General features: G+C 68.4%; 19 protein-coding genes and 1 pseudogene. 13 read left to right on the top strand and 7 right to left on the bottom strand.

Annotated elements, in window-relative coordinates; all coding sequences use genetic code 11:
* Window positions 1-8: 8 nt before the first annotated feature.
* From odhB to ACWHMB_RS07255, 5 genes are all read right to left on the bottom strand, one after another.
* On the bottom strand, window positions 9-1,301 hold the full coding sequence (gene odhB / locus ACWHMB_RS07275; protein WP_293223469.1) for a 2-oxoglutarate dehydrogenase complex dihydrolipoyllysine-residue succinyltransferase: 1,293 nt from the start codon (window positions 1,299-1,301) through the stop codon (window positions 9-11).
* A 70-nt stretch (window positions 1,302-1,371) separates the two neighbouring features.
* The gene (locus ACWHMB_RS07270; protein ID WP_447648488.1) at window positions 1,372-4,245 is read right to left on the bottom strand and encodes a 2-oxoglutarate dehydrogenase E1 component; all 2,874 of its coding nucleotides are present in this window, start codon (window positions 4,243-4,245) and stop codon (window positions 1,372-1,374) included.
* A gap of 174 nt (window positions 4,246-4,419) precedes the next feature.
* Complete coding sequence (locus ACWHMB_RS07265) at window positions 4,420-6,336, bottom strand: AMP-binding protein (protein ID WP_293223463.1); 1,917 nt, start codon at window positions 6,334-6,336, stop codon at window positions 4,420-4,422.
* A 78-nt stretch (window positions 6,337-6,414) separates the two neighbouring features.
* Window positions 6,415-7,014, bottom strand: a complete 600-nt coding sequence (locus ACWHMB_RS07260; RefSeq protein WP_293223460.1) for an isochorismatase family protein — start codon at window positions 7,012-7,014, stop codon at window positions 6,415-6,417.
* 87 nt (window positions 7,015-7,101) lie between these two features.
* The gene (locus ACWHMB_RS07255; protein ID WP_377480440.1) at window positions 7,102-8,013 is read right to left on the bottom strand and encodes a LysR substrate-binding domain-containing protein; all 912 of its coding nucleotides are present in this window, start codon (window positions 8,011-8,013) and stop codon (window positions 7,102-7,104) included.
* 149 nt (window positions 8,014-8,162) lie between these two features.
* Between ACWHMB_RS07255 and pobA the strand changes: the two genes are divergently transcribed.
* From pobA to ACWHMB_RS07190, 13 genes and pseudogenes are all read left to right on the top strand, one after another.
* Window positions 8,163-9,377, top strand: coding sequence for a 4-hydroxybenzoate 3-monooxygenase (gene pobA, locus ACWHMB_RS07250; RefSeq protein WP_293223454.1), 1,215 nt, complete (start codon window positions 8,163-8,165; stop codon window positions 9,375-9,377).
* Between the two features lie 45 nt (window positions 9,378-9,422).
* Window positions 9,423-10,451, top strand: coding sequence for an amidohydrolase family protein (locus ACWHMB_RS07245; protein ID WP_377480443.1), 1,029 nt, complete (start codon window positions 9,423-9,425; stop codon window positions 10,449-10,451).
* A 3-nt stretch (window positions 10,452-10,454) separates the two neighbouring features.
* On the top strand, window positions 10,455-11,138 hold the full coding sequence (gene ligK, locus ACWHMB_RS07240) for a 4-carboxy-4-hydroxy-2-oxoadipate aldolase/oxaloacetate decarboxylase (protein ID WP_377480445.1): 684 nt from the start codon (window positions 10,455-10,457) through the stop codon (window positions 11,136-11,138).
* 13 nt (window positions 11,139-11,151) lie between these two features.
* A complete protein-coding gene (locus ACWHMB_RS07235) occupies window positions 11,152-12,084 on the top strand; it encodes an amidohydrolase family protein (protein ID WP_293223445.1) in 933 nt (310 codons plus the stop codon).
* 2 nt (window positions 12,085-12,086) lie between these two features.
* Window positions 12,087-12,458, top strand: a pseudogene (ligA, locus tag ACWHMB_RS07230) (protocatechuate 4,5-dioxygenase subunit alpha); the annotation flags it as partial.
* A 144-nt stretch (window positions 12,459-12,602) separates the two neighbouring features.
* Window positions 12,603-13,451, top strand: coding sequence for a class III extradiol dioxygenase subunit beta (locus ACWHMB_RS07225; RefSeq protein WP_377480805.1), 849 nt, complete (start codon window positions 12,603-12,605; stop codon window positions 13,449-13,451).
* A gap of 44 nt (window positions 13,452-13,495) precedes the next feature.
* Window positions 13,496-14,452, top strand: coding sequence for a Gfo/Idh/MocA family oxidoreductase (locus ACWHMB_RS07220; RefSeq protein WP_377480449.1), 957 nt, complete (start codon window positions 13,496-13,498; stop codon window positions 14,450-14,452).
* Window positions 14,453-14,494: 42 nt separating this feature from the next.
* Entirely contained in the window at window positions 14,495-15,664 is a 1,170-nt protein-coding gene (locus tag ACWHMB_RS07215; RefSeq protein WP_377480453.1) for an ABC transporter substrate-binding protein, read from the top strand.
* Window positions 15,665-15,694: 30 nt separating this feature from the next.
* Entirely contained in the window at window positions 15,695-16,549 is an 855-nt protein-coding gene (locus ACWHMB_RS07210; RefSeq protein WP_377480456.1) for a branched-chain amino acid ABC transporter permease, read from the top strand.
* A gap of 11 nt (window positions 16,550-16,560) precedes the next feature.
* Complete coding sequence (locus tag ACWHMB_RS07205) at window positions 16,561-17,592, top strand: branched-chain amino acid ABC transporter permease (RefSeq protein ID WP_377480459.1); 1,032 nt, start codon at window positions 16,561-16,563, stop codon at window positions 17,590-17,592.
* 101 nt (window positions 17,593-17,693) lie between these two features.
* A complete protein-coding gene (locus tag ACWHMB_RS07200) occupies window positions 17,694-18,413 on the top strand; it encodes an ABC transporter ATP-binding protein (protein ID WP_377480463.1) in 720 nt (239 codons plus the stop codon).
* Window positions 18,406-19,140 (top strand): ABC transporter ATP-binding protein, encoded by a 735-nt coding sequence (locus ACWHMB_RS07195; protein WP_377480467.1) that lies wholly within the window; start codon window positions 18,406-18,408, stop codon window positions 19,138-19,140. The genes ACWHMB_RS07200 and ACWHMB_RS07195 overlap by 8 nt, the downstream gene beginning before the upstream one ends.
* Entirely contained in the window at window positions 19,137-21,029 is a 1,893-nt protein-coding gene (locus ACWHMB_RS07190; protein WP_377480469.1) for an FAD-binding monooxygenase, read from the top strand. The genes ACWHMB_RS07195 and ACWHMB_RS07190 overlap by 4 nt, the downstream gene beginning before the upstream one ends.
* A gap of 479 nt (window positions 21,030-21,508) precedes the next feature.
* On the opposite strand, the gene ACWHMB_RS07185 is transcribed toward ACWHMB_RS07190, so the two are convergent.
* Window positions 21,509-21,943 (bottom strand): MerR family transcriptional regulator, encoded by a 435-nt coding sequence (locus ACWHMB_RS07185; protein ID WP_377480808.1) that lies wholly within the window; start codon window positions 21,941-21,943, stop codon window positions 21,509-21,511.
* Between the two features lie 129 nt (window positions 21,944-22,072).
* Window positions 22,073-22,435 (bottom strand): integration host factor subunit alpha, encoded by a 363-nt coding sequence (locus ACWHMB_RS07180; RefSeq protein ID WP_293223982.1) that lies wholly within the window; start codon window positions 22,433-22,435, stop codon window positions 22,073-22,075.
* Window positions 22,436-22,438: the final 3 nt, after the last annotated feature.

The raw sequence follows: 22,438 nt of genomic DNA, 5'->3' as shown, positions 1-22,438 counted from the left end.
GCGCGCGATCAGAGGTCGAACAGCAGGCGCGACGGGTCTTCCAGCGCGTCCTTCATCGCCACCAGGCTCAGCACGGCCTCGCGGCCGTCGATCAGCCGGTGGTCGTAGCTGAGCGCCAGGTAGTTCATCGGCCGCACCACGACCTGGCCGTTCTCGACCACGGCGCGGTCCTTGGTGGCGTGCACGCCCAGGATGGCGGACTGCGGCGGGTTGATGATGGGGGTGGACATCATCGAGCCGAAGGTGCCGCCGTTGGAGATCGAGAAGGTGCCGCCGGTCATCTCCTCGATGCTCAGCTTGCCGTCCTTGGCCTTCTGGCCGTATTCGGCGATCTTCTTCTCGATGTCGGCAAAGCTCATCTGATCGGCGTTGCGCAGGATGGGCACCACCAGGCCGCGCGGCGAGCTGACGGCGATGCCGATGTCGAAGTAGCCGTGGTAGATGATGTCGTTGCCGTCGATCGAGGCGTTGACGGCCGGGAACTTCTTGAGCGCGTGCACCGCCGCCTTGACGAAGAAGCTCATGAAGCCGAGCTTGACGCCGTGCTCCTTGACGAAGGCGTCCTGGAACTTCTTGCGCAGGTCCATCACCGGCTGCATGTTGACTTCGTTGAAGGTCGTCAGGATGGCGTTGGTGGACTGCGACTGCAGCAGGCGCTCGGCAATACGCGCGCGCAGGCGCGTCATGGGCACGCGCTGCTCGGGGCGCTCGCCTAGCTTGGGCGCGACGGGCGCCGCCACCTGCGGCAGCGCGCTGGTCGGCGCACCGGTCGGAATATTGGCAGGTTTTTGGCCTGCAGCGCCCGCCCCACCTGCGCCAGCAGCTCCCGATTGAATAGCACCCAAGACATCGCCCTTGGTCACCCGGCCGTCCTTGCCAGTGCCGGCCACGGAGCCGGCGGCCAGCTGGTTGTCGGCCATCAGCTTGGCGGCGGCCGGCATGGCGATGCCGGACTTGCTGCCACCGATGACGGCGGCAGCGGGCGCAGCGGCGGCGGGCGCCGGGGCTGCTGCGGCGGCCGGCGCGGCAGCCGGCGCCGGCGCGGCAGCACCCGCGACGGCGGCGGTGTCGATCTTGGCCAGCAGCTGGTCGGCCACGACGGTGGCGCCGTCGGGCTGCACGATTTCGGCCAGCACGCCGGCGGCCGGGGCCGGCACTTCGAGCACGACCTTGTCGGTCTCGACCTCGATCAGGATCTCGTCGACCTTGACGGCCTCACCGGCCTTTTTCTTCCATTGCAGCAGGGTGGCCTCGGACACGGATTCGGACAGCTGCGGGACTTTGACTTCTACGATGGCCATGGGATGTGTTTCCTGGTTCGGTTCGGTTGGGCGCGGCGGGGCGGGCGCGCCCCGTGCCGCGCGGAGGCAATCACTTGTTCAGCACGAAGCCCTTGAGGCGCCCGAAGGCGGCATCGACCAGGGCCTTTTGCTGCTCCTGGTGCAGGTGGGCGTAGCCCACGGCGGGCGAGGCCGAGGCGGCGCGGCCGGCATAGCCCAGCTTCTGGCCGGCCACCATGTTCTCGTGGATGTAGTGCTGCACGAAGAACCAGGCGCCCTGGTTCTGCGGCTCGTCCTGGCACCACACGATCTCGGTGGCGTTGGGGTACTTCTTGAGCTCGGCGGCAAAGGCCTTGTGCGGGAAGGGGTAGAGCTGCTCGACGCGCAGGATGGCCACGTCGTGCGAGCCCTTTTCCTCGCGCTTTTTCACCAGGTCGTAGTAGACCTTGCCCGAGCAGGCCAGCACGCGCTTGACCTTGTCGCCCTTCAGGTCGCCGCTGTCGGGGATCACCGTCTGGAAGCTGCCGCCGGTGAACTCGGCCAGCGGCGAGGTGGCGTCCTTGTTGCGCAGCAGGCTCTTGGGCGTGAAGATGACCAGCGGCTTGCGCAGCGGACGGATCATCTGGCGGCGCAGCACGTGGAAGATCTGGCTGGCCGTGGTGGGCTGCACGATCTGCATGTTGGTGTCGGCCGCCAGCTGCATGAAGCGCTCGACGCGGGCCGAGCTGTGCTCGGGGCCCTGCCCTTCGTAGCCGTGCGGCAGCATCAGGGTCAGGCCGTTGACGCGGCCCCATTTGACCTCGCCCGAGGCGATGAACTGGTCGATCAGCACCTGCGCGCCGTTGGCGAAGTCGCCGAACTGCGCCTCCCAGATCACCAGGGTGTTGGGGTCGTTGGAGGCGTAGCCGTACTCGAAGCCCAGCACCGCCTCCTCGGACAGGATGGAGTCGATGACCACGAAGGGCGCCTGGCCCTCGGTGACGTTCTGCAGCGGCGTGTAGGAGCCCACGTCCCACTTCTCGCGCTTCTGGTCGTGCAGCACGGCGTGGCGGTGCACGAAGGTGCCGCGCCCGCTGTCCTCGCCCGACAGGCGGATCGGGTAGCCCGAGGCCACCAGCGAGGCAAAGGCCATGTGCTCGCCCATGCCCCAGTCGACGTTCATCTCGCCGCGGCCCATGGCGGCGCGGTGCTCCAGCACGTTCTTGACCAGGTTGTGGACGGTGAAGCCCTCGGGCACGGTGGTGATGCGCTCGGCCAGGCGCTTCCACTCGGTGAGCGGGATGGCGGTGTTGGCGGCATCGGTCCACTTGGTGGCCAGGTACGGCGACCAGTCGACCGCGTACTTGCTCTTGAAGTTGGTCAGCACCTGGTCGACCGTGTGGCGGCCGGCGTCCATGGCGGCGCGGTAGGCGGCCACCATGGCGTCGGGGCCGTCGGCCGGCAGCACCTGCTGGGTGACCAGCTTGTCGCCGTACAGCTTGCGCGTTCCGGGGTGGGCGGCGATCTTCTTGTACATCAGCGGCTGGGTGAGCATGGGGGTGTCCTGCTCGTTGTGGCCCAGCTTGCGGAAGCACACGATGTCGACCACCACGTCCTGGTTGAACTGCTGGCGGTAATCCAGCGCCAGCTGGGTGCACAGCACCACGGCCTCGGGGTCGTCGCCGTTGACGTGCAGCACCGGCGCGTCGATCATCTTGACCACGTCGGTGCAGTACAGGGTGGAGCGCGTGTCGCGCGGGTCGCTGGTGGTGAAGCCGATCTGGTTGTTGATGACGATGTGCACCGTGCCGCCGGTGTAGTAGCCGCGCGTTTGCGCCAGCGCCAGCGTCTCCATCACCACGCCCTGGCCGGCAAAGGCCGCGTCGCCGTGCACCAGCACCGGCAGCACGCTGTCGCCCTCGGCGTCACCGCGGCGATCCATGCGGGCGCGCACGCTGCCCTCGACCACGGGGTTGACGATCTCCAGGTGCGAGGGGTTGAAGGCCAGCGACAGGTGCACCGGCCCGCCCGCGGTGGACACGTCCGAGCTGAAGCCCTGGTGGTACTTGACGTCGCCGGCGGGCAGCTCTTCGGGCGCGGTGTGGTCGAACTCGGCAAACAGCATCGAGGGCATCTTGCCCAGGGTGTTGACCAGCACGTTCAGGCGGCCGCGGTGGGCCATGCCGATCACGATTTCCTGCACGCCCTGCTTGCCGGCGGACTGCACGATCTGGTCCATGGAGACGATGAAGCTCTCGCCGCCCTCCAGCGAAAAGCGCTTCTGGCCCACGTACTTGGTGTGCAGAAAGCGCTCCAGGCCCTCGGCTGCTGTCAGGCGCTCGAGCACGTGCTTCTTCTGCTCGGCGTCGAGCTGCGGGTTGGCCCGCACCCGCTCCAGGCGCTCCTGCCACCAGCGCTTTTGCACCTGGTCGGTGGCGTACATGAATTCGGCGCCGATGGTGCCGCAGTAGGTTTCGCGCAGCGCGTTGATCAGCTCGCGCAGCGGCATGCTTTCCTTGCCGAAGAAGGTGTTGCTGACGTTGAACACCGTCTCCATGTCGGCGTCGGTGAAGCCGTAGAAGGACGGCTCCAGCTCGGGAATTTGCGGGCGGTCGGCGCGCTTGAGCGGGTCGAGGTCGGCCCAGCGCGCGCCGACGTTGCGGTACGCGGCGATCAGCTGCTGCACCGCCGTGCGCTTGCGCCCCAGCTCGGAATCGGCGCCGGTGGCCACCACCACCTGCGTGCCGCCCTGCTTGGCGCGCTCGGCAAAGGCGTTGATGACCGGCAGGTGCGGCACGTCGCGCGCGTTGCTGCCGTCGGCGGCGGGCACGTGCTGCAGGGCGTCGAAGTATTCGCGCCAAGAATCGGGAACGCTGCCCGGGTTGGCCAGGTAGCTCTCGTACATCTCCTCGACGTACGGCGCGTTGCCGCCGAAGAGATAGCTGTTGCCTTCGTACGTTTGGTAGACGGACTGGGTGTCACTCATTGCGCATGCCTTTTGCACCCCTTCAGGGCGCTCAAGATGGTTGGGAAACCTTCCGCGTCACGGCTGAACCGGTTGGCGGACGCGACTGGCTGGGAAGGGCCTGGATTTCGCAAAGAACGAATTCTGCCACCGATCGGCGGGGCGTGCGGCCGCGTGGGGCTCGCCGCACCGCCGTCAGTTGTCCGAGCGCGGATAGCCCAGGCTGTGCAGCGCGGCCGAAATTTCGGGCAGCACGCTGTCGTCCTCGATGGTGGCGGGCACCTTCAGCGCCTCGCCGTCGGCCATGCTGCGGATGGTCACGCGCAGCACCTTGCCCGAGCGCGTCTTGGGCAGGCGCGCGATCACCTGCACGCTCTTGAAATCGGCCACGGCGCCGAGCTGGGCCCGCACCTTGGCCACCAGCTCGGCACAAATCTCGGCCTCGGACTGCGTCACGCCGGACTTGAGCACCACCAGCCCGACCGGCACCTGGCCCTTGAGCGCATCGACCACGCCGACCACCGCCGCCTCGGCCACCGCGGGGTGCGCGGACAGGATTTCTTCCATCTGCCCGGTGGACAGGCGGTGGCCGGCCACGTTGATGATGTCGTCGATGCGCGCCATCACCCAGCCATAGCCGTCGGCATCGAAGTATCCGGCGTCACCCGACAGGTAGTAGCCCGGGTAGCGCTCGAGGTAGGTTTCGACGAAACCGGCGTCGTTGTTCCACAGCGTGGTCAGCCCGCCGGGCGGCAGCGGCAGCTTGATCACCAGGCTGCCGATGTCGTTGGCCGCTTTCTCGCGGCCGTCCTCGTCCAGGATGTGGATGTCGAAGCCGGGCACCGGCTTGGTGGGCGAACCGGGCCGCACCGGCAGCGCCTCGATGCCCATGCAGTTGCTGATGGCGGGCCAGCCCAGCTCGGTCTGCCACCAGTTGTCGATCACGGGCACGCCCAGAATCTTGCCGGCCCATTCGATGGTGTCCGGGTCGCCCCGCTCGCCGGCCAGAAACAGCATGCGGAACTTCGACAGGTCGTACTGCTTGACCAGCGCGCCACTGGGGTCTTCCTTCTTGATGGCGCGAAACGCCGTCGGCGCGGTGAACAGCACGTTCACCTTGTGCTCGGCGCACAGGCGCCAGAAGGCGCCGGCATCGGGCGTGCCCACCGGCTTGCCTTCGTACAGGATGGTGGTGCAGCCCTGCAGCAGCGGCCCGTAGACGATGTAGGAGTGACCCACCACCCAGCCCACGTCCGACGCCGCCCAGTACACGTCGCCCGGCTGCGTGCCGTAGACCGCCTCCATCGACCAGCGCAGCGCCACCGCGTGGCCGCCGTTGTCGCGCACCACGCCCTTGGGCTTGCCCGTGGTGCCCGAGGTGTAGATGACGTACAGCGGATCGGTGGCGGCCACCGGCACGCAGTCGGCCGGCGTTGCGCGCGCCATCGCCTCGTCCCAGTCGATGTCGCGCCCGGGCAGCATGCTGGCCTGCAGCTGCGGGCGCTGCAGGATCAGGCAGGGGGTGTGCGGCACGCCGGCGATCTGCAGCGCCTCGTCCAGCAAGGGCTTGTAGGGCACGCTGCGCCCGGGCAGCAGCCCGCAGGAAGCGGAAATCATGGCGGCGGGCCGGGCGTCGACCACGCGCTTGGCCAGCTCGGGCGCGGCAAAGCCGCCGAACACCACCGAATGCACGGCGCCGATGCGCGCGCAGGCCAGCATGGCGACCACGGCCTCGGGCACCATGGGCATGTAGATGACGACGGTGTCGCCCTTCTTCACGCCCATCGCCAGCAGCGCGCCGGCGCAACGCGCGGTCAGCACCTGCAGTTCGCGGTAGCTGATCTTGCGCTGCGTGCCGGCCAGCGGGCTGTCGAAGACCAGCGCCAGCTGGTCGGCGCGGCCGCGCTCGACGTGGCGGTCGACACAGTTGTAGCAGGTGTTGAGCACGCCGCCGGCAAACCAGCGGTAAAAGGGCTTGCGCGTGTCGTCGATGACGCGGTCCCAGCGCTTGATCCAGTCGATGCCCTCGGCCTTGTCGGCCCAGAACGTCGCCGGGTCGGACTGTGCTGCCGCGAAAGCCTTGGCGTAGTCGCCGCGGGGGGTGCCGCTCATCTGGTGTCTCCTGTCATCGGGCCGTCTGCCCTGCCGCCCGATGATAGACCGGAGATCTTGACAAGCGCCTGACGCTGGTCAGCGAATCAGGCCCTGCCAGTCCTTGAAGCGCGGATGCCCGGCGTCGCCCAGCCACTCGAAGCCCACCATCTCGGTGCTGACCAGCTCGCCGCCCGCGCTGGCCAGGCGGTCGTAGGCGGCGTCGCGGTTGCGCTCGGTGCGCGAGCCGCAGGCGTCGGTCACCACCCACACGTCCCAGTCCTGGTCCAGCAGGTCCAGCGCGGTCTGCAGCAGGCACACGTGCGCCTCGCAGCCGGCCAGCACCAGGGTGCCGCGCTCGGGCTCGGCCGAAGCCGGCTTTTGCAGGTGCCTGGGCAGGCTGCGGGCGTTGCCGCGCTGGGGCGGCGCCGGCGGCGCCAGCAGCGGCTGCAGCTCGGCCGCGCCGCTGAACGCCGTCTTGGCGACGATGCGCTCGCACAGCGCCGCCAGCGCCTCGTCGGTGGTGCCCAGCTTGGCCGGCACCTGCTCGGTGGCCCACACCGGCACCTGCAGCCAGCGCGCCATCTGCGCCAGTCGGCGCGCGTTGGCCAGCACGGCCGCCCCGTCGTGAATGGCGGGCATCAGGCGGGCCTGGAAATCGACCAGCACCAGTTGGCAGTCGTCGGCTTGCAGCAGCATGGTTGGAACCTCTCGTTCAAATGACCGCACCCCGCCGCGTCGGCCGCGGCCGTCGGGCGCTCTTCGGGATCCAAGTGTCGGTCATATTCAGCCCAGGTAGTGCGGCGTGAGCTCGTGCAGCAGGGCCAGTACCGCGCGCTGGGCGCCGGTGCCGGGGCGCAGCGCGCTCGCCGCCGTGAACAGCGGGATCTGCAGGCGCTGGCCCGGGCCGATCTCGATGGGGCGCAGCTGAAAGATGGCGGGCCGCGCGCCCGCCGCCAGTGCATGGCGCGACAGCACGGCGCAGCCGGCGCCGTCGGCCACCAGGTCGAGAATGGCCGCCACGCCGTCGATCTCCAGCGCGACCACGGGCTGGGCGCCGATGGAGGCCAGCTGGTGCTCGACGTGCATGCGGATGGCATTGGGGCGGCTGGGGATCACCAGCGGCAGGCGCGCCAGCTCCGGCAGGCCGACGGGCGTGCCCGACGGTGCGTGGCGCGGCGCCCGCGCGCTCTGCACCAGCACCAGCTCGTCCATCGCCAGCGGCGCGATTTCCAGGCCCGGCACGGGGCGCGCGTTGTACAGCACGGCGATGTCCAGGCGCCCGCTGGCCACCTGCTCCTGCATGTTGGTCGACAGCGCCTCGGCGATCGACAGGTGCGCCTCGGGCAGTTGGCGGCCGAAGGCGCGCACCAGGGGCACCGCCAGCGCACGCGCCACGCTGGGCGGCAGGCCCACGGCCACGCGCCCGGTCAGGCCGCCGCGCAGCCGCGCCAACTCGTCGCGCGCGCGCCCCACCTGGTGCAGGATGCCGCGCGCGTGCTCCAGCAGCACCTGCCCCGCCTCGGTCGGCACCGCGCCGCGGCCATGGCGCTGCAGCAGGTTCTGGCGCAGTTCCACCTCCAGCAGGCGCACTTGCCGGCTGAGCGCCGGCTGGGCCACATCCAGCGCCAGCGCGGCACGGCTGAAGCTGCCCAGTTCAGCCACATTCACGAAGTATTCGAGTTGACGCAGATCCATTTATGGCCTGATTTGTGATGTCTTGCTGCAAGGTATGCCATTTTGCTCTAGCTGCTAGTGTCCCAAGTCGATAGCGGGACCATTGGCCTTGCTGAACAATGGCTCAAAAGCAAGGCATCGGGCCTTGCAAGCGCCATCAGGAGACAGGCATGAGCACGGCCCAGACATCGAGAACCCAAGTCGCCATCGTCGGCGCCGGCCCGGCCGGGCTGCTGCTGGGCCAGTTGCTGCACAAGGCCGGCATCGACGCCGTGATCATCGAGCGCGTGAGCGCCGACTACGTGCTGGGCCGCATCCGCGCCGGCATCCTGGAGCAGGTCAGCGTCGATCTGCTGGACGAGGCCGGCGTGGGCACGCGCATGCACGCGGAAGGCCTGGTGCACGGCGGCGTGGAGCTGATGTGGGACGGCCGGCGCCACCGGGTGGACCTGAACAAGTACAGCGGCGGCCAGAACGTGATGGTCTACGGCCAAACCGAGGTCACGCAGGACCTGATGCAGGCACGCGCCGCGGCCGGGCTGAGCACGATCTACGAGGCCAGGAACACGGCGGTGCACGACTTCGACACCGCCCGCCCCTACGTCACCTGGGACAAGGACGGCCAGTCCTACCGCCTGGACTGCGACTTCATCGCCGGCTGCGACGGCTTTCACGGCGTGTGCCGCGCCAGCGCGCCGCGCTCGGCCATCACCGAATACGAGAAGGTCTACCCCTTCGGCTGGCTGGGCCTGCTGGCCGACACGCCGCCGGTCAATGACGAGCTGGTCTACATCAACAGCCCGCGCGGCTTTGCCCTGTGCAGCCAGCGCAGCAAGACGCGCAGCCGCTACTACCTGCAGGTGCCGTTGACCCACCACGTGGAGGACTGGAGCGACGACGCCTTCTGGCAGGAGCTCAGGCTGCGCCTGGACGACGAAGGCCGCGAGCGGCTGGTGACCGGCCCCAGCCTGGAGAAAAGCATTGCCCCGCTGCGCAGCTTCGTCACCGAGCCGCTGCGCTTCGGCCGCATGTTCCTGGCGGGCGACGCCGGCCACATCGTGCCGCCGACCGGCGCCAAGGGCCTGAACCTGGCGACCACCGACGTCAAGTACCTCTGCAACGCGCTGGTCGAGTTCTATCGCGACAAGAGCGAGGCCGGCATCGACGACTACTCGCGCAAGTGCCTGGGCCGCATCTGGCGCGCCGAGCGCTTCTCGTGGTGGCTCACGCAGCTGATGCACCGCTTTCCGCACGACGAGCAGATCACGGCCAAGTTCCAGCACGCCGAGCTGGACTACCTGACCCACTCCGAGGCCGGCCTGCGCACCATCGCCGAAAACTACGTCGGCCTGCCGCTGGACTTTGCCGAGCGTTCGCTCATGTAATGTAGGAAGGCGCCAGGCCGCCTTCACGCACCGGAAGAACCCATCATGATCATCGACTGCCACGGCCACTACACCACCGCGCCCGCCGCCCTGGGCGACTGGCGCAACCGCCAGATCGCCGGCATCCAGGATCCGGCCGCCATGCCCCGCGTGGCCGAGCTGAAAATCTCCGACGACGAACTGCGCGAGTCGATCGAAAGCAACCAGCTGCGCCTGATGCGCGAGCGCGGCAGCGACCTCACCGTGTTCAGCCCGCGCGCCAGCTTCATGGCGCACCACATCGGCGACTTCCAGGTCTCCAGCACCTGGGCGGCCATCTGCAACGAGCTGTGCTTTCGCGTGTCGCAGCTGTTTCCCGACCACTTCATCGGCGCCGCCATGCTGCCGCAGTCGCCCGGCGTCGATCCGGCCACCTGCATTCCCGAGCTGGAAAGGTGCGTGCGCGACTATGGCTTCGTCGCCATCAACCTCAACCCCGATCCCTCCGGCGGCCACTGGACCAGCCCGCCGCTGACCAACCACCACTGGTACCCCATCTACGAGAAGATGGTCGAGTGGAACATCCCGGCCATGATCCACGTCAGCACCTCGTGCAACGCCTGCTTTCACACCACCGGCGCGCACTACATCAACGCCGACACCACGGCGGTGATGCAGCTGATCCAGGGCGAGCTGTTCAAGGACTTTCCGACGCTCAAGTTCGTCATCCCGCACGGCGGCGGCGCCGCACCCTACCACTGGGGGCGCTACCGCGGCCTGGCGCAGGAGCTGAAGAAGCCGCTGCTCACCGAGCACCTGCTGCACAACGTGTTTTTCGACACCTGCGTGTACCACCAGCCGGGCATCGACCTGCTGACCCAGGTCATCCCGATCGACAACATCCTGTTCGCCAGCGAGATGATCGGCGCCGTGCGCGGCATCGACCCGGAGACGGGCCACTACTACGACGACACCAAGCGCTACATCGAGGCCACGGCGAACCTGAACGCCGAGCAGCGCTACAAGGTGTATGAAGGCAATGCACGGCGCGTGTATCCGCGCCTGGATGCCGCATTGAAAGCGAAAGGAAAATAAGCCATGTACGAATTGGGCGTCGTCTATCGCAACATCCAGCGCGCCGACCGCGCGGCCGCCGACGCGCTGGCGCACTTCGGCAGCGCCACGGTGCACGAGGCCATGGGCCGCGTGGGCCTGCTCAAGCCCTACATGCGCCCCATCTACCCCGGCGCGCAGGTTTCGGGCACGGCCGTTACCGTGCTGCTGCAGCCGGGCGACAACTGGATGCTGCACGTGGCGGCCGAGCAGATTCGCCCCGGCGACGTCGTGGTGGCCACCGTCACCGCCGACTGCACCGACGGCTACTTCGGCGACCTGCTGGCCACCAGCTTCAAGGCGCAGGGCGCGCGCGCCCTCGTCATCGACGCCGGCGTGCGCGACGTGCGCACCCTGCACGAGATGGGCTTTCCGGTCTGGAGCAAGGCCATCAGCGCCAAGGGCTGCATCAAGGCCACGCTGGGCTCGGTCAACATCCCCATCGTCTGCGCCGGCATGCTGGTCACGCCCGGCGACGTCATCGTGGCCGACGACGACGGCATCGTCTGCGTGCCCGCCGCGCGCGCCGCGCAAACGCTGGAGGCGGCGCAAAAGCGCGAGGCCAACGAGACCGGCAAGCGCGAGATCTTCGCCGGCGGCACGCTGGGGCTCGACTATTACAAGATGCGCGAAGGCCTGGCCAAGGCCGGCCTGCGCTACATTGATTGAAGCAGGCCACGCCATGTCCAAGCCGACCACAGGCCCATTCACCAAGACAGCCGGCTGGCTGGACTGGTACGACGGCCCCAGCCAGCCGCAGTTTCGACTGCCCTCCGGCAGCGTCGATGCGCATTGCCACGTGTTCGGGCCGGGCGACGAGTTTCCCTATGCGCCCGAGCGCAAGTACACGCCCTGCGACGCCAGCAAGGCGCAGTTGTTCGCGCTGCGCGACCACCTGGGCTTTGCCCGCAACGTGATCGTGCAGGCCACCTGCCACGGCGCCGACAACCGCGCGCTGGTCGATGCCCTGCAGGCGGCGGGCGGCAAGGCGCGCGGCGTGGCCACCGTGCGCCGCGACGTCAGCGACGCCGAGCTGGAGCGCCTGCACGCCGCCGGCGTGCGCGGCGTGCGCTTCAACTTCGTCAAGCGCCTGGTGGACTTCACGCCGCGCGACGAGCTGATGGACATCGCCGGCCGCATTGCCAAGCTGGGCTGGCACGTGGTGATCTACTTCGAGGCGGTCGACCTGCCCGAGCTGTGGGACTTCTTCACCCGCCTGCCGACCACCGTGGTCGTCGATCACATGGGCCGACCTGATGTGACCAAGTCGGTCGACGGCCCCGAGTTCGAGCTGTTCATCAAGTTCATGCGCGAGCACGCCAACGTGTGGAGCAAAGTCAGCTGCCCCGAGCGCCTGTCCGTCAGCGGCCCGCCGGCGCTGAATGGCGAGCGCGCCGCCTACCGCGACGTGGTGCCGTTCGCGCGCCGCATCGTCCAGAGCTTTCCCGACCGCGTGCTGTGGGGCACCGACTGGCCGCACCCCAACCTCAAGCAGCACATGCCCGACGACGGGCTGCTGGTGGACTTCATCCCGCACATCGCGCCCACCGCCGATCTGCAACGCCAGCTGCTGGTCGACAACCCGATGCGCCTGTACTGGCCCGAGGAGGCCTGAGCATGTCCCTGAACAAACCCTATCTCGACGTCCCCGGCACCACCATTTTCGATGCCGACCAGAGCCGCAAGGGCTACTGGCTCAACCAGTTCTGCATGAGCCTGATGAAGGCCGACAACCGCGCGCGCTTCAAGGCCGACGAGGACGCCTACCTGGCCGAATGGCCCATGACCGACGAGCAGAAGGCGGCCGTGCGCGCGCGCGACTTGAACTGGATGATGCGCACCGGCGGCAACATCTACTTCCTGTCCAAGCTGGGCGCCACCGACGGCCTGAGCTTCCAGCAGATGGCCGGCAGCATGACCGGCATGAGCGAGCAGCAGTACCGCGACATGATGGTGGCCGGCGGGCGCAGCCCCGAGGGCAACCGCGTGGTGGGCGAGCACGGCGACGCGCAGGGCCCGGTCAACCAGAGCGCGGCCTGGAAGGACTGGGAACAGCAGACGCAAAAACGCCTTGCAGCGGCCGTCCAGCAAGCGCACGATGCTTCCAATAAAGCAGCAACCGGTCATGCCCGCATCAGCGCCTCGGTGTATTCCTCGCACGTGCCGGCGATCGGCGCGGCGATCGACCACGGCAAGACGGCCGAGCCCTACTGGGCGCCGATGTTCGCCGGCTTCGAGCCCAGCAAGGCGTGGATGAAGACGCATCGGCCCGACGTGGTGTTTTTGGTCTACAACGACCACGCCACCAACTTCGACCTCAGCGTGATTCCCACCTTCGCCATCGGCACGGCGGCCGAATTCGAGCCCGCCGACGAAGGCTACGGCGCGCGCCCGGTGCCCAAGGTGATCGGCCACCCCGAGCTGGCCTCCCACATCGCCCAGTCGGTGATCCAGCAGGGGTTCGACCTGACCCTGGTGAACGAGCTGAAGGTAGACCACGGCCTGACGGTGCCCATGAACCTGATGTTCGGCACGCCCGCCGAATGGCCGGTGCGGGTGATCCCGTTTCACGTCAACGTGGTGCAGTACCCCGTGCCCTCGGGCGCGCGCTGCTTCGCGCTGGGGCAGGCCATCCGCCGCGCCATCGAGAGCTTCGACCAGCCGCTGAACGTGCAGATCTGGGGCACCGGCGGCATGAGCCACCAGCTGCAGGGCCCGCGCGCCGGCCTGATCAACCGCAAGTGGGACAACGCCTTCCTGGACCGCCTGATCGCCGACCCGCAGGACTTGTCGGCCATGCCCCACATCGACTACGTGCGCGAGGCCGGCAGCGAGGGCATCGAGCTGGTGATGTGGCTGATCGCCCGCGGCGCCATGGCCGACGCCGGCGGCGGGCGCTCGCCGCGCGTGGCGCACCGCTTCTACCATGTGCCGGCGTCGAACACCGCCGTCGGCCATCTAATTTTAGAAAATCAGGCCTGAGCCCGCGTCCATCAAGCGCGAGCAGCTATCAAACGAGAAGCATCATGACCCAACCCATCAAGGTCGCGCTGGCCGGCGCCGGCGCCTTCGGCATCAAGCACCTGGACGGCATCCAGAACATCGACGGCGTCGAGGTGGTGTCCCTGGTCGGGCGCCGCCGCGAACCCACGCAGGCGGTGGCCGACAAGTACGGCATCGGCCACGTGGCCACCGACCTGGCCGAGAGCCTGGCGCGGCCGGACGTCGACGCGGTGATCCTGTGCACGCCCACGCAGATGCACGCGGCGCAGGCCATCCAGTGCCTGCAGGCGGGCAAGCACGTGCAGGTCGAGATTCCGCTGTGCGACAAGCTGGCCGACGGCCAGCGCGTGCTGGACGCGCAGCGCAAGGCTGGCCGCGTGGCCATGGTCGGCCACACGCGCCGCTTCAACCCCAGCCACCAGTACGTGCACAAGAAAATCGCGGCGGGCGAGTTCCACGTGCTGCAGATGGACGTGCAGACCTATTTCTTTCGCCGCACCAACATGAACGCGCTGGGCCAGCCGCGCTCGTGGACCGACCACCTGCTGTGGCACCACGCCGCGCACACGGTCGATCTGTTCGCCTACCAGGCCGGCAGCCCCATCGTGCAGGCCAATGCGCTGCAGGGCCCCGTCCACCCCGAGCTAGGCATCGCCATGGACATGAGCATCCAGCTCAAGGCCGCCAATGGCGCGATCTGCACGCTCAGCCTCAGCTTCAACAACGACGGGCCGCTAGGCACCTTCTTTCGCTACATCGGCGACAGCGCCACCTACATCGCGCGCTACGACGACCTGGTCAATGGCAAGGAAGAAAAAATCGACGTGTCCAAGGTGGCGGTGTCGATGAACGGCATCGAGCTGCAGGACCGCGAGTTCTTCGCCGCCATCCGCGAAGGCCGCGAGCCCAACGCCAGCGTGGCCCAGGTGCTGCCCTGCTACGAGGTACTGCAACAGCTCGAACAGCAGCTGAACGCCTGACCGACGCCCAACCTTTTTGATTTGCCAACCAAGGAGAACGACATGAGACTGAGCAAGACCCTGGGCGTCGCCGCCCTCGCGCTGGGCGCCGCCCTGGCCTTCGGCCCGGCACAGGCCAAGGACCTGAAGATCGGCCTGGTGCTGTCGATCTCCGGGCCCTTCGCCGACTACGGCAAGCAGATCCGCCGCGGCATCGACCTGTACATGGCCGAGCACGGCGACACCGTGGCGGGCCGCAAGGTGCAGCTGATCGTCAAGGACGACACCGGCATCGCGCCGCAGATCGCCAAGCGCGAATCGCAGCAGCTCATCATCAACGACAAGGTCGACATCCTGGCCGGCTACGACCTCACGCCCAACGCCTTCTCGGCCGCGCCGCTGGCCACCGAGGCCAAGGTGCCGATGGTGGTGATGAACGCGGCCACCGCCTCGGTGGTCGAAAAATCGCCCTACATCGTGCGCACCTCCATGACCATGCCGCAAAGCGCCTGGGCCATGGCGCAGTGGGCGCATGCCAACAAGGTCAAGAGCGCCTACATCGTGGTCGCCGACTACGGCCCGGGCCATGACTCGCAGGCCGTGTTCACCAAGACCTTCACCGGCCTGGGCGGCAAGATCGTCGGCGAGGTGCGCACGCCGGTGAACACCACCGACTACTCGCCCTTCCTGCAGCGCCTGAAGGACGCCAAGCCCGACGCGGCCTACTTCTTCGTGCCGCCCGGCAGCTCCATGGTGGCGCTGTCCAAGGGCTTTCGCGAACTGGGCCTGGACAAGCTGGGCATCAAGGAAATGGGCCCCGGCGACATGACCGACGAAAGCTCGCTGGCCGCGCTGGGCGACGCCGCGCTGGGCTTCATCACCGCCTTCCACTACTCCGACGCGCACGACTCGCCCGAGAACAAGGCTTTTACCGCCGCCTATGCCAAGGCCTACAAGGACGACCGCCCCAACTTCATGACGGTGGGCGGCTACGACGGCATGCACGTGATCTACGAGGCGCTGAAGAAGACCAAGGGCGACGCCAGCGGCGACGCCTTCATCGCCGCCGTCAAGGGCCTGAAGTGGATCAGCCCGCGTGGCCCGGTCGAGATCGACCCGAAGACGCGCGACATCGTGCAGAACGAGTACATCCGCAAGCTCGAGCGCGTGGACGGCGTGCTCAAGAACGTCGAGTTCGACACCTTCAAGGCCGTCAACCCGCAAACGCCCTGATCGACCGGGGCCACGGCCCAGGGAACAACCATGACGATCCTCTTTGACGGCATCGCCTCCGGCATGCTGCTGTTTCTGATCAGCGTCGGCCTGTCGGTCACCCTGGGCCTGATGAACTTCGTCAACCTGGCGCACGGCGCATTCGCCATGATCGGCGGCTACGCCTGCGTGGTGCTGCTCAACGACTACGGCGTGCCCTTTCTGGCCACCCTGCCGTTCGCGGTGCTGGTGCCGGCCCTGGTCGGCATCGTGCTGGAGCGCACGCTGTACCGGCGCCTGTACGCCGCCTCCGACCTGGATCAGGTGCTGTTCTCGCTGGGCCTGGTCTTCATGGCGGTGGCCGGCGCGCACTATTTCTTCGGCGCCCAGCAGCAGCCGCTGCACCTGCCGGACTTTCTGAAGGGCCAGATCCATCTGCCGGGGCTCGACGTCGGGGTGTATCGTCTGTTCCTGGTCATCGTGGGCCTGGTGGTGGCTTTCGGCCTGCAGTGGTCCGTCGTCAAGACGGCGTTCGGCGCCCGCCTGCGCGCCGCGGTGGACAACCAGCGCGTGGCGCGCGGCATGGGCATCGACGTCAACCGCGTGTTCAGCCTGACCTTTGCCCTGGGCTCGGCCCTGGCCGGCCTGGGCGGCGCGCTGGGGGTGGAGATGCTGGGGCTCGACCCCGAGTTTCCGGTCAAGTACCTGGTGTATTTTTTGATCGTCGTTTCGGTGGGCGGCAGCGGCAACATCCTGGGCTCGCTGTATGCCGCCATCCTGCTGGGCGTGGCCGACGTGGTGGGCAAGTACTACATCCCGCAGATCGGCGCTTTCATCATCTACGCGGTCATGGTGGCCACGCTGATCTTTCGCCCCCATGGCCTGTTCGGCCGTGCCCACAAGTAAAGAGGCCCCGCATGACGACCTCGATTCGCGGCACGGCGAACGCCGACGTGCTGACCCGCTTTCGGCGCTCGGCGCACTGGAAGCCGCTCGAATACGCCTTCTGGTGCCTGCCGGTGCTGGCCTACTTCGCCTTTCCGGGCAACTACCTGCTGCTCAGCCAGATCGCCATCACCGGGCTGTTCGCGCTGTCGCTCGATTTGATCTTCGGCTACGCCGGCGTGATCTCGCTGGGCCACGCGGCCTTCTTCGGCGTCGGTGCCTACACCGTCGGCCTGATGGGCTCGCACGGCTGGAGCGACCCGCTGCTGGGCCTGCTGCTGGCGGCGCTGTTTGCCGGCATCGTCGGCTTTCTCAGCAGCTTCCTGCTGCTGCGCGGCAGCGATCTGTCGCGCCTGATGGTCACGCTGGGCGTGGCGCTGATGTTCTTCGAGCTGGCCAACAAGCTGACGCGCATCACCGGCGGCGTGGACGGCCTGCCGGGCATCACCATCGGCCCCATCCTGGGCGTGTTCGACTTCGACATGTTCGGCCGCACCGGCTACATCTATTCGGTCGTCGTGCTGTTCGTGCTGTTCTGGCTGGCGCGCCGGCTGGTGCGCTCGCCCTTCGGCCAGAGCCTGCGCGGCATCCGGATGAACGCGCTGCGCATGCCCGCGCTGGGCGTGCCGGTGAACCGCCGGCTGGTCAAGATCTACACCATCGGCGCGGCCTATGCCGGGGCGGCCGGCGCGCTGCTGGCGCAGACCAACCAGTTCGTCTCGCTCGACGTGCTGAGCTTTCAGCGCTCGGCCGACCTGCTCTTGATCCTGATCCTGGGCGGCGCCGGCCACCTGTACGGCGGCCTGATCGGCGCCGTGGTGTTCGTGGTGCTGCACGACCAGCTGTCGGACCTGAACCCGCAGTACTGGCAGTTCTGGCTGGGCCTGATCCTGGTGCTGCTGGTGTTGTTTGCGCGCGGCGGCATCCTGGGCACGGCGCAGCAGTGGATCGAGTCGCGCCGCCAGCGGACGCAGGCACGCCAGCGTGCCGGGAGCACGTCATGAGCGCCGCCGGGCCGTCCCAAGGCGCGAAGGCCCCCTCGGGGGGCAGCGCAGCAGGCGCAGCCGCGAAGCGTGGGGGCGCTGTTTTACAAACCCATGACCTGGTGCGCACCTTCGGCGGCTTCGTCGCCACCGACCACGTCAACCTGGTGGTCGAGCCGGGCGCGCGCCACGCCCTGATCGGGCCCAACGGCGCCGGCAAGACCACCCTGATCAACCTGCTGACCGGCTACCTGGAGCCCAGCGCCGGCCGGGTCGAGCTGCTGGGCCAGGACGTGACCACCATGGCCCAGCACGAACGCTGCCGCCAGGGCCTGGTGCGCACCTTCCAGATCAACCAGCTGTTCGCCGACATGACGGTGCTCGAATCGGTGGCCATGGCCGTCAGCGAGCAAAGGGGCCTGGGCACGCGCTGGTGGAAGCCGCTGGCCGGGCACGGCGAGGTGGTGGACCAGGCGGCCGCCATTCTGGAGCGCCTGAAGCTGCTGCCCGACGCCTACGAACGCACGCGCAACCTGGCCTATGGCCGCCAGCGCCTGATCGAGATCGCGCTGGCGCTGGCCATGCGCCCCAAGGTGCTGCTGCTGGACGAGCCCGCCGCCGGCGTGCCCACCAGCGAAAGCCAGGAACTGTTCGAGACCATAGCCGAGCTGCCGCGCGAGGTGACCATCGTGCTGATCGAGCACGACATGAACCTGGTGTTCCGCTTTGCCGAGCGCATCTCGGTGCTGGTGTCGGGCGCGATCCTGGTCGAAGGCGCGCCCGACATGATCGCCCAGCACCCGCGCGTCAAAGAGGTTTATCTGGGAGAAAGCCATGGCTGAGCTGCTGCGCATGGAGCAGGTGTGGGCCGGCTACGGCGACGCCATCATCCTGGAAGACGTGTCGTTCACGCTGGCGGCCGGCGACAGCCTGGCCCTGCTGGGGCGCAACGGCATGGGCAAGACCACCCTGCTGGCGACCCTGATGGGCGCCACGCGCCTGCGGCGTGGCCGAATCCCCTTCGAGGGGCGCGACATCGCCACCCTGCCCAGCCACCAGCGCGCCCGCGCCGGCCTGGGCTGGGTGCCGCAGGAGCGCGACATCTTCCGCTCGCTCACGGTGGAAGAAAACCTCACGGTGGTGGCGCGGCCGGGCGAATGGAACCTGGCGCGCGTGTACGAGATGTTCCCGCGCCTGCAGGAGCGCCGCGCCAACATGGGCAACCAGCTGTCGGGCGGCGAGCAGCAGATGCTGGCCATGGGCCGCGCGCTGATGCTCAACCCCAAGGTGCTGCTGCTGGACGAGCCGCTGGAGGGCCTGGCGCCCATCATCGTGCAGGAGCTGCTGCACATCATCGACCGCATGGTGCGCTCCGGCAGCATGGCCGTGGTCCTGGTCGAGCAGCATGCGCGCCAGATCCTGCCCATCACGCGCCAGGCGCTGGTGCTCGAGCGCGGGCGCGTGGTGCACGCCGGCCCCAGCGACGCACTGCTGCGCGACGACGCCGCGCTGGACGCCTGGCTGGGCGCCGGCGCCACATCCGAATCCAACCACGAGACAACGCAATGAAGTTCCATCACCAAGGCTATGTATCCGGCGACCCGCGCATCCAGCCGGCGGCCGGCGTCGGCATCGACCGCCCCACCGAGCTGCCCGAGCAGGTCGACGTCCTGATCGTCGGCGCCGGCCCGGCGGGCATGCTGGCCGCCGCCCAGCTGGCGCAGTTTCCGGACATCGACACCCGCATCGTCGAGCGGCGCTCGGGCCGGCTGGAGGTGGGCCAGGCCGACGGCATCCAGCCGCGCAGCGTCGAGACCTTCCAGGCCTTCGGCTTTGCCGACCGCATCGTGGCCGAAGGCTGCCTGATCGTCGAGACCGCGTTCTGGAAGCCCGACCCACAGGCGCCCGCGCGCATCGTGCGCACCTCGCGCGTGCTGGAGGACCCCAACGGCGTCAGCGAGTTTCCGCACATCACCGTCAACCAGGCGCGCGTGCTGGACTACTTTGCCGAGGCCATGGCCAACGCCGCCACGCGCATGACGCCGGACTGGGGCCTGGAGTTCCAGGACCTGCAGGTGGCCGACGCGGGCGACTACCCGGTCAGCGTCACGCTGGTGCACGGCGACGGCCCCAACAAGGGCCAGACCCGCCGCGTGCGCGCACGCTACGTGGTGGGCGCCGACGGCGCGCACAGCCGCGTGCGCGGGGCCATCGGCTGCACGCCCTCGGGCGACACCTCCAACCACGCCTGGGGCGTGATGGACGTGCTGGCCGTCACCGACTTTCCAGACATCCGCGTCAAGTGCGCCATCCAGTCCAGCCACGACGGCAGCATCCTGCTGATCCCGCGCGAAGGCGGGCACATGGTGCGTTTTTACGTCGACCTGGGCGACGTCGACCCCAACGCGCGCGCCACGGTGCGCCAGACCACCGTGGAGCAGACCATCGCCCGCGCGCAGAAGATCATGCACCCCTACACGCTGGACGTGCGCGAGGTGGCCTGGTACAGCGTGTACGAGGTGGGCCACCGCGTGTGCGACCGCTTCGACGACGTGCTGGCCGAGCACGCGGGCCAGCGGGCGCCGCGCGTGTTCATCGCCGGCGACGCCAGCCACACGCACAGCGCCAAGGCCGGCCAGGGCATGAACGTGTCCATGCAGGACGGCTTCAATCTGGGCTGGAAGCTGGCCCACGTGCTGCAGGGCCGCAGCCCCGCGCGCCTGCTGTCCACCTATTCCGCCGAGCGCCAGCGCATCGGCGAGGACATCATCGCCTTCGACAAGCGCTGGGCCTCCATCATGGCCAAGCCGCCGGGCGAGGCGCAGGACGCCAGCGAGCTGGAGCAGGGCTACCTGCAGATCACCGAATTCGCCCAGGGCTTCATGACGCAGTACCAGCCCTCCATGATCACCGGCCCGGCGCAGCACCAGGCGCTGGCCACGGGCTACCCGATCGGCAAGCGCTTTCGCTCGGCCCGCGCCACGCGCGTGGCCGACGGCGCGGCGCTGCAGATCGGCCACGAAGCGCGTGCCGACGGCCGCTGGCGCCTTTACGTGTTTGCCGACAAGGCCCCCGCCGGCGCCGACTCGGCCGTCAAGGCGCTGGCCGACTGGCTGGCCCAGTCGCCGCGATCGCCGGTGCATGGCTTCACCCCGGCAGGGCTGGACGCCAACGCCTGGTTCGAGCTCAAGGTGGTCTACCAGCAGGAGCACACCGCGATCGACCTGGGCCAGGTGCCTGCCGTCTTCCTGCCGCGGATCGGCGCGCACGGGCTGATCGACTACGAAGGCGTATACGCCACCACGCCCGGCGACGACATCTTCGACGTGCGCGGCATCGACCGCCAGGGCGCGATGGTGCTGGTGCGCCCCGACCAGTACGTGGCCCACGTCCTGCCCCTGACCGCCACCGAGGCGCTGGGCGATTTCATCGCGGGTTTTGCTTTGCCGCAACGCTGAGCCACCCTCTCCCAATCACTCACACGATTTCGCATTCGAAAAGATAAAACTACCGGCCGCGGGGTGGGATCAGGCCGTTGGGGCGCCCGGCTCCGTTCATGTCCCCCGCCGGCCTGCGGCCGGCTCCGCCTTCACTTCACTGCGCCGGGCACCCCAACGACCTGATCCGAGGCGTCGCGGAAAGATCGGGCTGCCTGATGTGTGACCGCCGCATCCCGCCAAGGGGCTTGGGTGGGCAGCGCAGCGAGGTAAAGGAGGAGATGTCCGTCGCAGACGGACAGCGGGGGACAGGAGCGGAGCTGCTCACCCATGCCCCTTGGCGCGCCACCGCCCGTCGTGGGCTCTCGACACGTTGATTGCGACTTGCTTGGTATCAGTGAGCCTTTGCCAGGCCTCTTTGCCGCGCAGGGCAACACGCTGGGCGAGCGCGAGGCCTGGCTCATCGCCACCGAGGCGCTCCGGCCCCGCTCGCAGGCCGATCAAAAATCGACGGTCAGCAAGCGGCGGATCTCGCGCAGCTCCGCCGCCACGGCGGCCAGGCAGTCGGCCGACGCGGAGAGGGTGGTTGGGCCATGGCCTTCATGGCGGGCCTCCACGCCTTCGCCCGACGCCGCACTGCCAGCGCCGTCATCGGCAAGCTCCAGGCTGTGGCCATGCTGGGGCCCTTGCGCCAGCTTGAGGCGCGCGCCGTGGATGGAAAAGCCCTGCTCGTACAGCAGTTCGCGGATGCGGCGGATCATCAGCACCTCGTGGTGCTGGTAGTAGCGCCGATTGCCCTGGCGCTTCATGGGGCGCAGCTGGGTGAACTCCTGCTCCCAATAACGCAGCACGTGCGGCTTGACGGCGCACAGCTCGCCGACCTCACCGATGGTGAAGTAGCGTTTGGCGGGAATCGGCGGCAGGATCGGTTGCATCGCGGCCATGACAGTGCGCAGCGCAGACAGTGGACAGGTCTTGCATGTTGCCGTGCTCGGGCGCGTTCGGCAAGCGGCTCGGCGGGGTCAGCGTGAACGATGGGTTGCGCGCGCCCCGATCTGCCGCCTTCAGTCGACGTCCCCGTCGGTGCCGGCCGTGCCCTGCACCTGATCCTTGAGCTTCTGGCTGGCGTGAAAGGTGACGACCTGGCGCGCCTCGATGGGAATGAGCTCGCCCGTGCGCGGATTGCGGCCGGGGCGCGGCGCCTTGATGCGCAACTGGAAGTTGCCGAAGCCCGAGAGCTTGACCTCCTCGCCGCGCATCAGCGACTGGCTGATCAGCTCGAAGAAGGCATCCACCATGTCCTTGGCTTCGCGCTTGTTCAGGCCGATCTGCTCGAACAGCAACTCTGCCAGCTGGGCCTTGGTCAAGGCCGAGGTTTCCAGGCTGTCGACCGCCAGCGTGGCGACGGGGGATCGGTCCGCGGACATAGG

The organism is Ottowia pentelensis, assembly GCF_964341695.1.
Note: the sequence above shows the minus strand (reverse complement) of the source record. Positions and strands in the feature narration are given on the sequence as shown.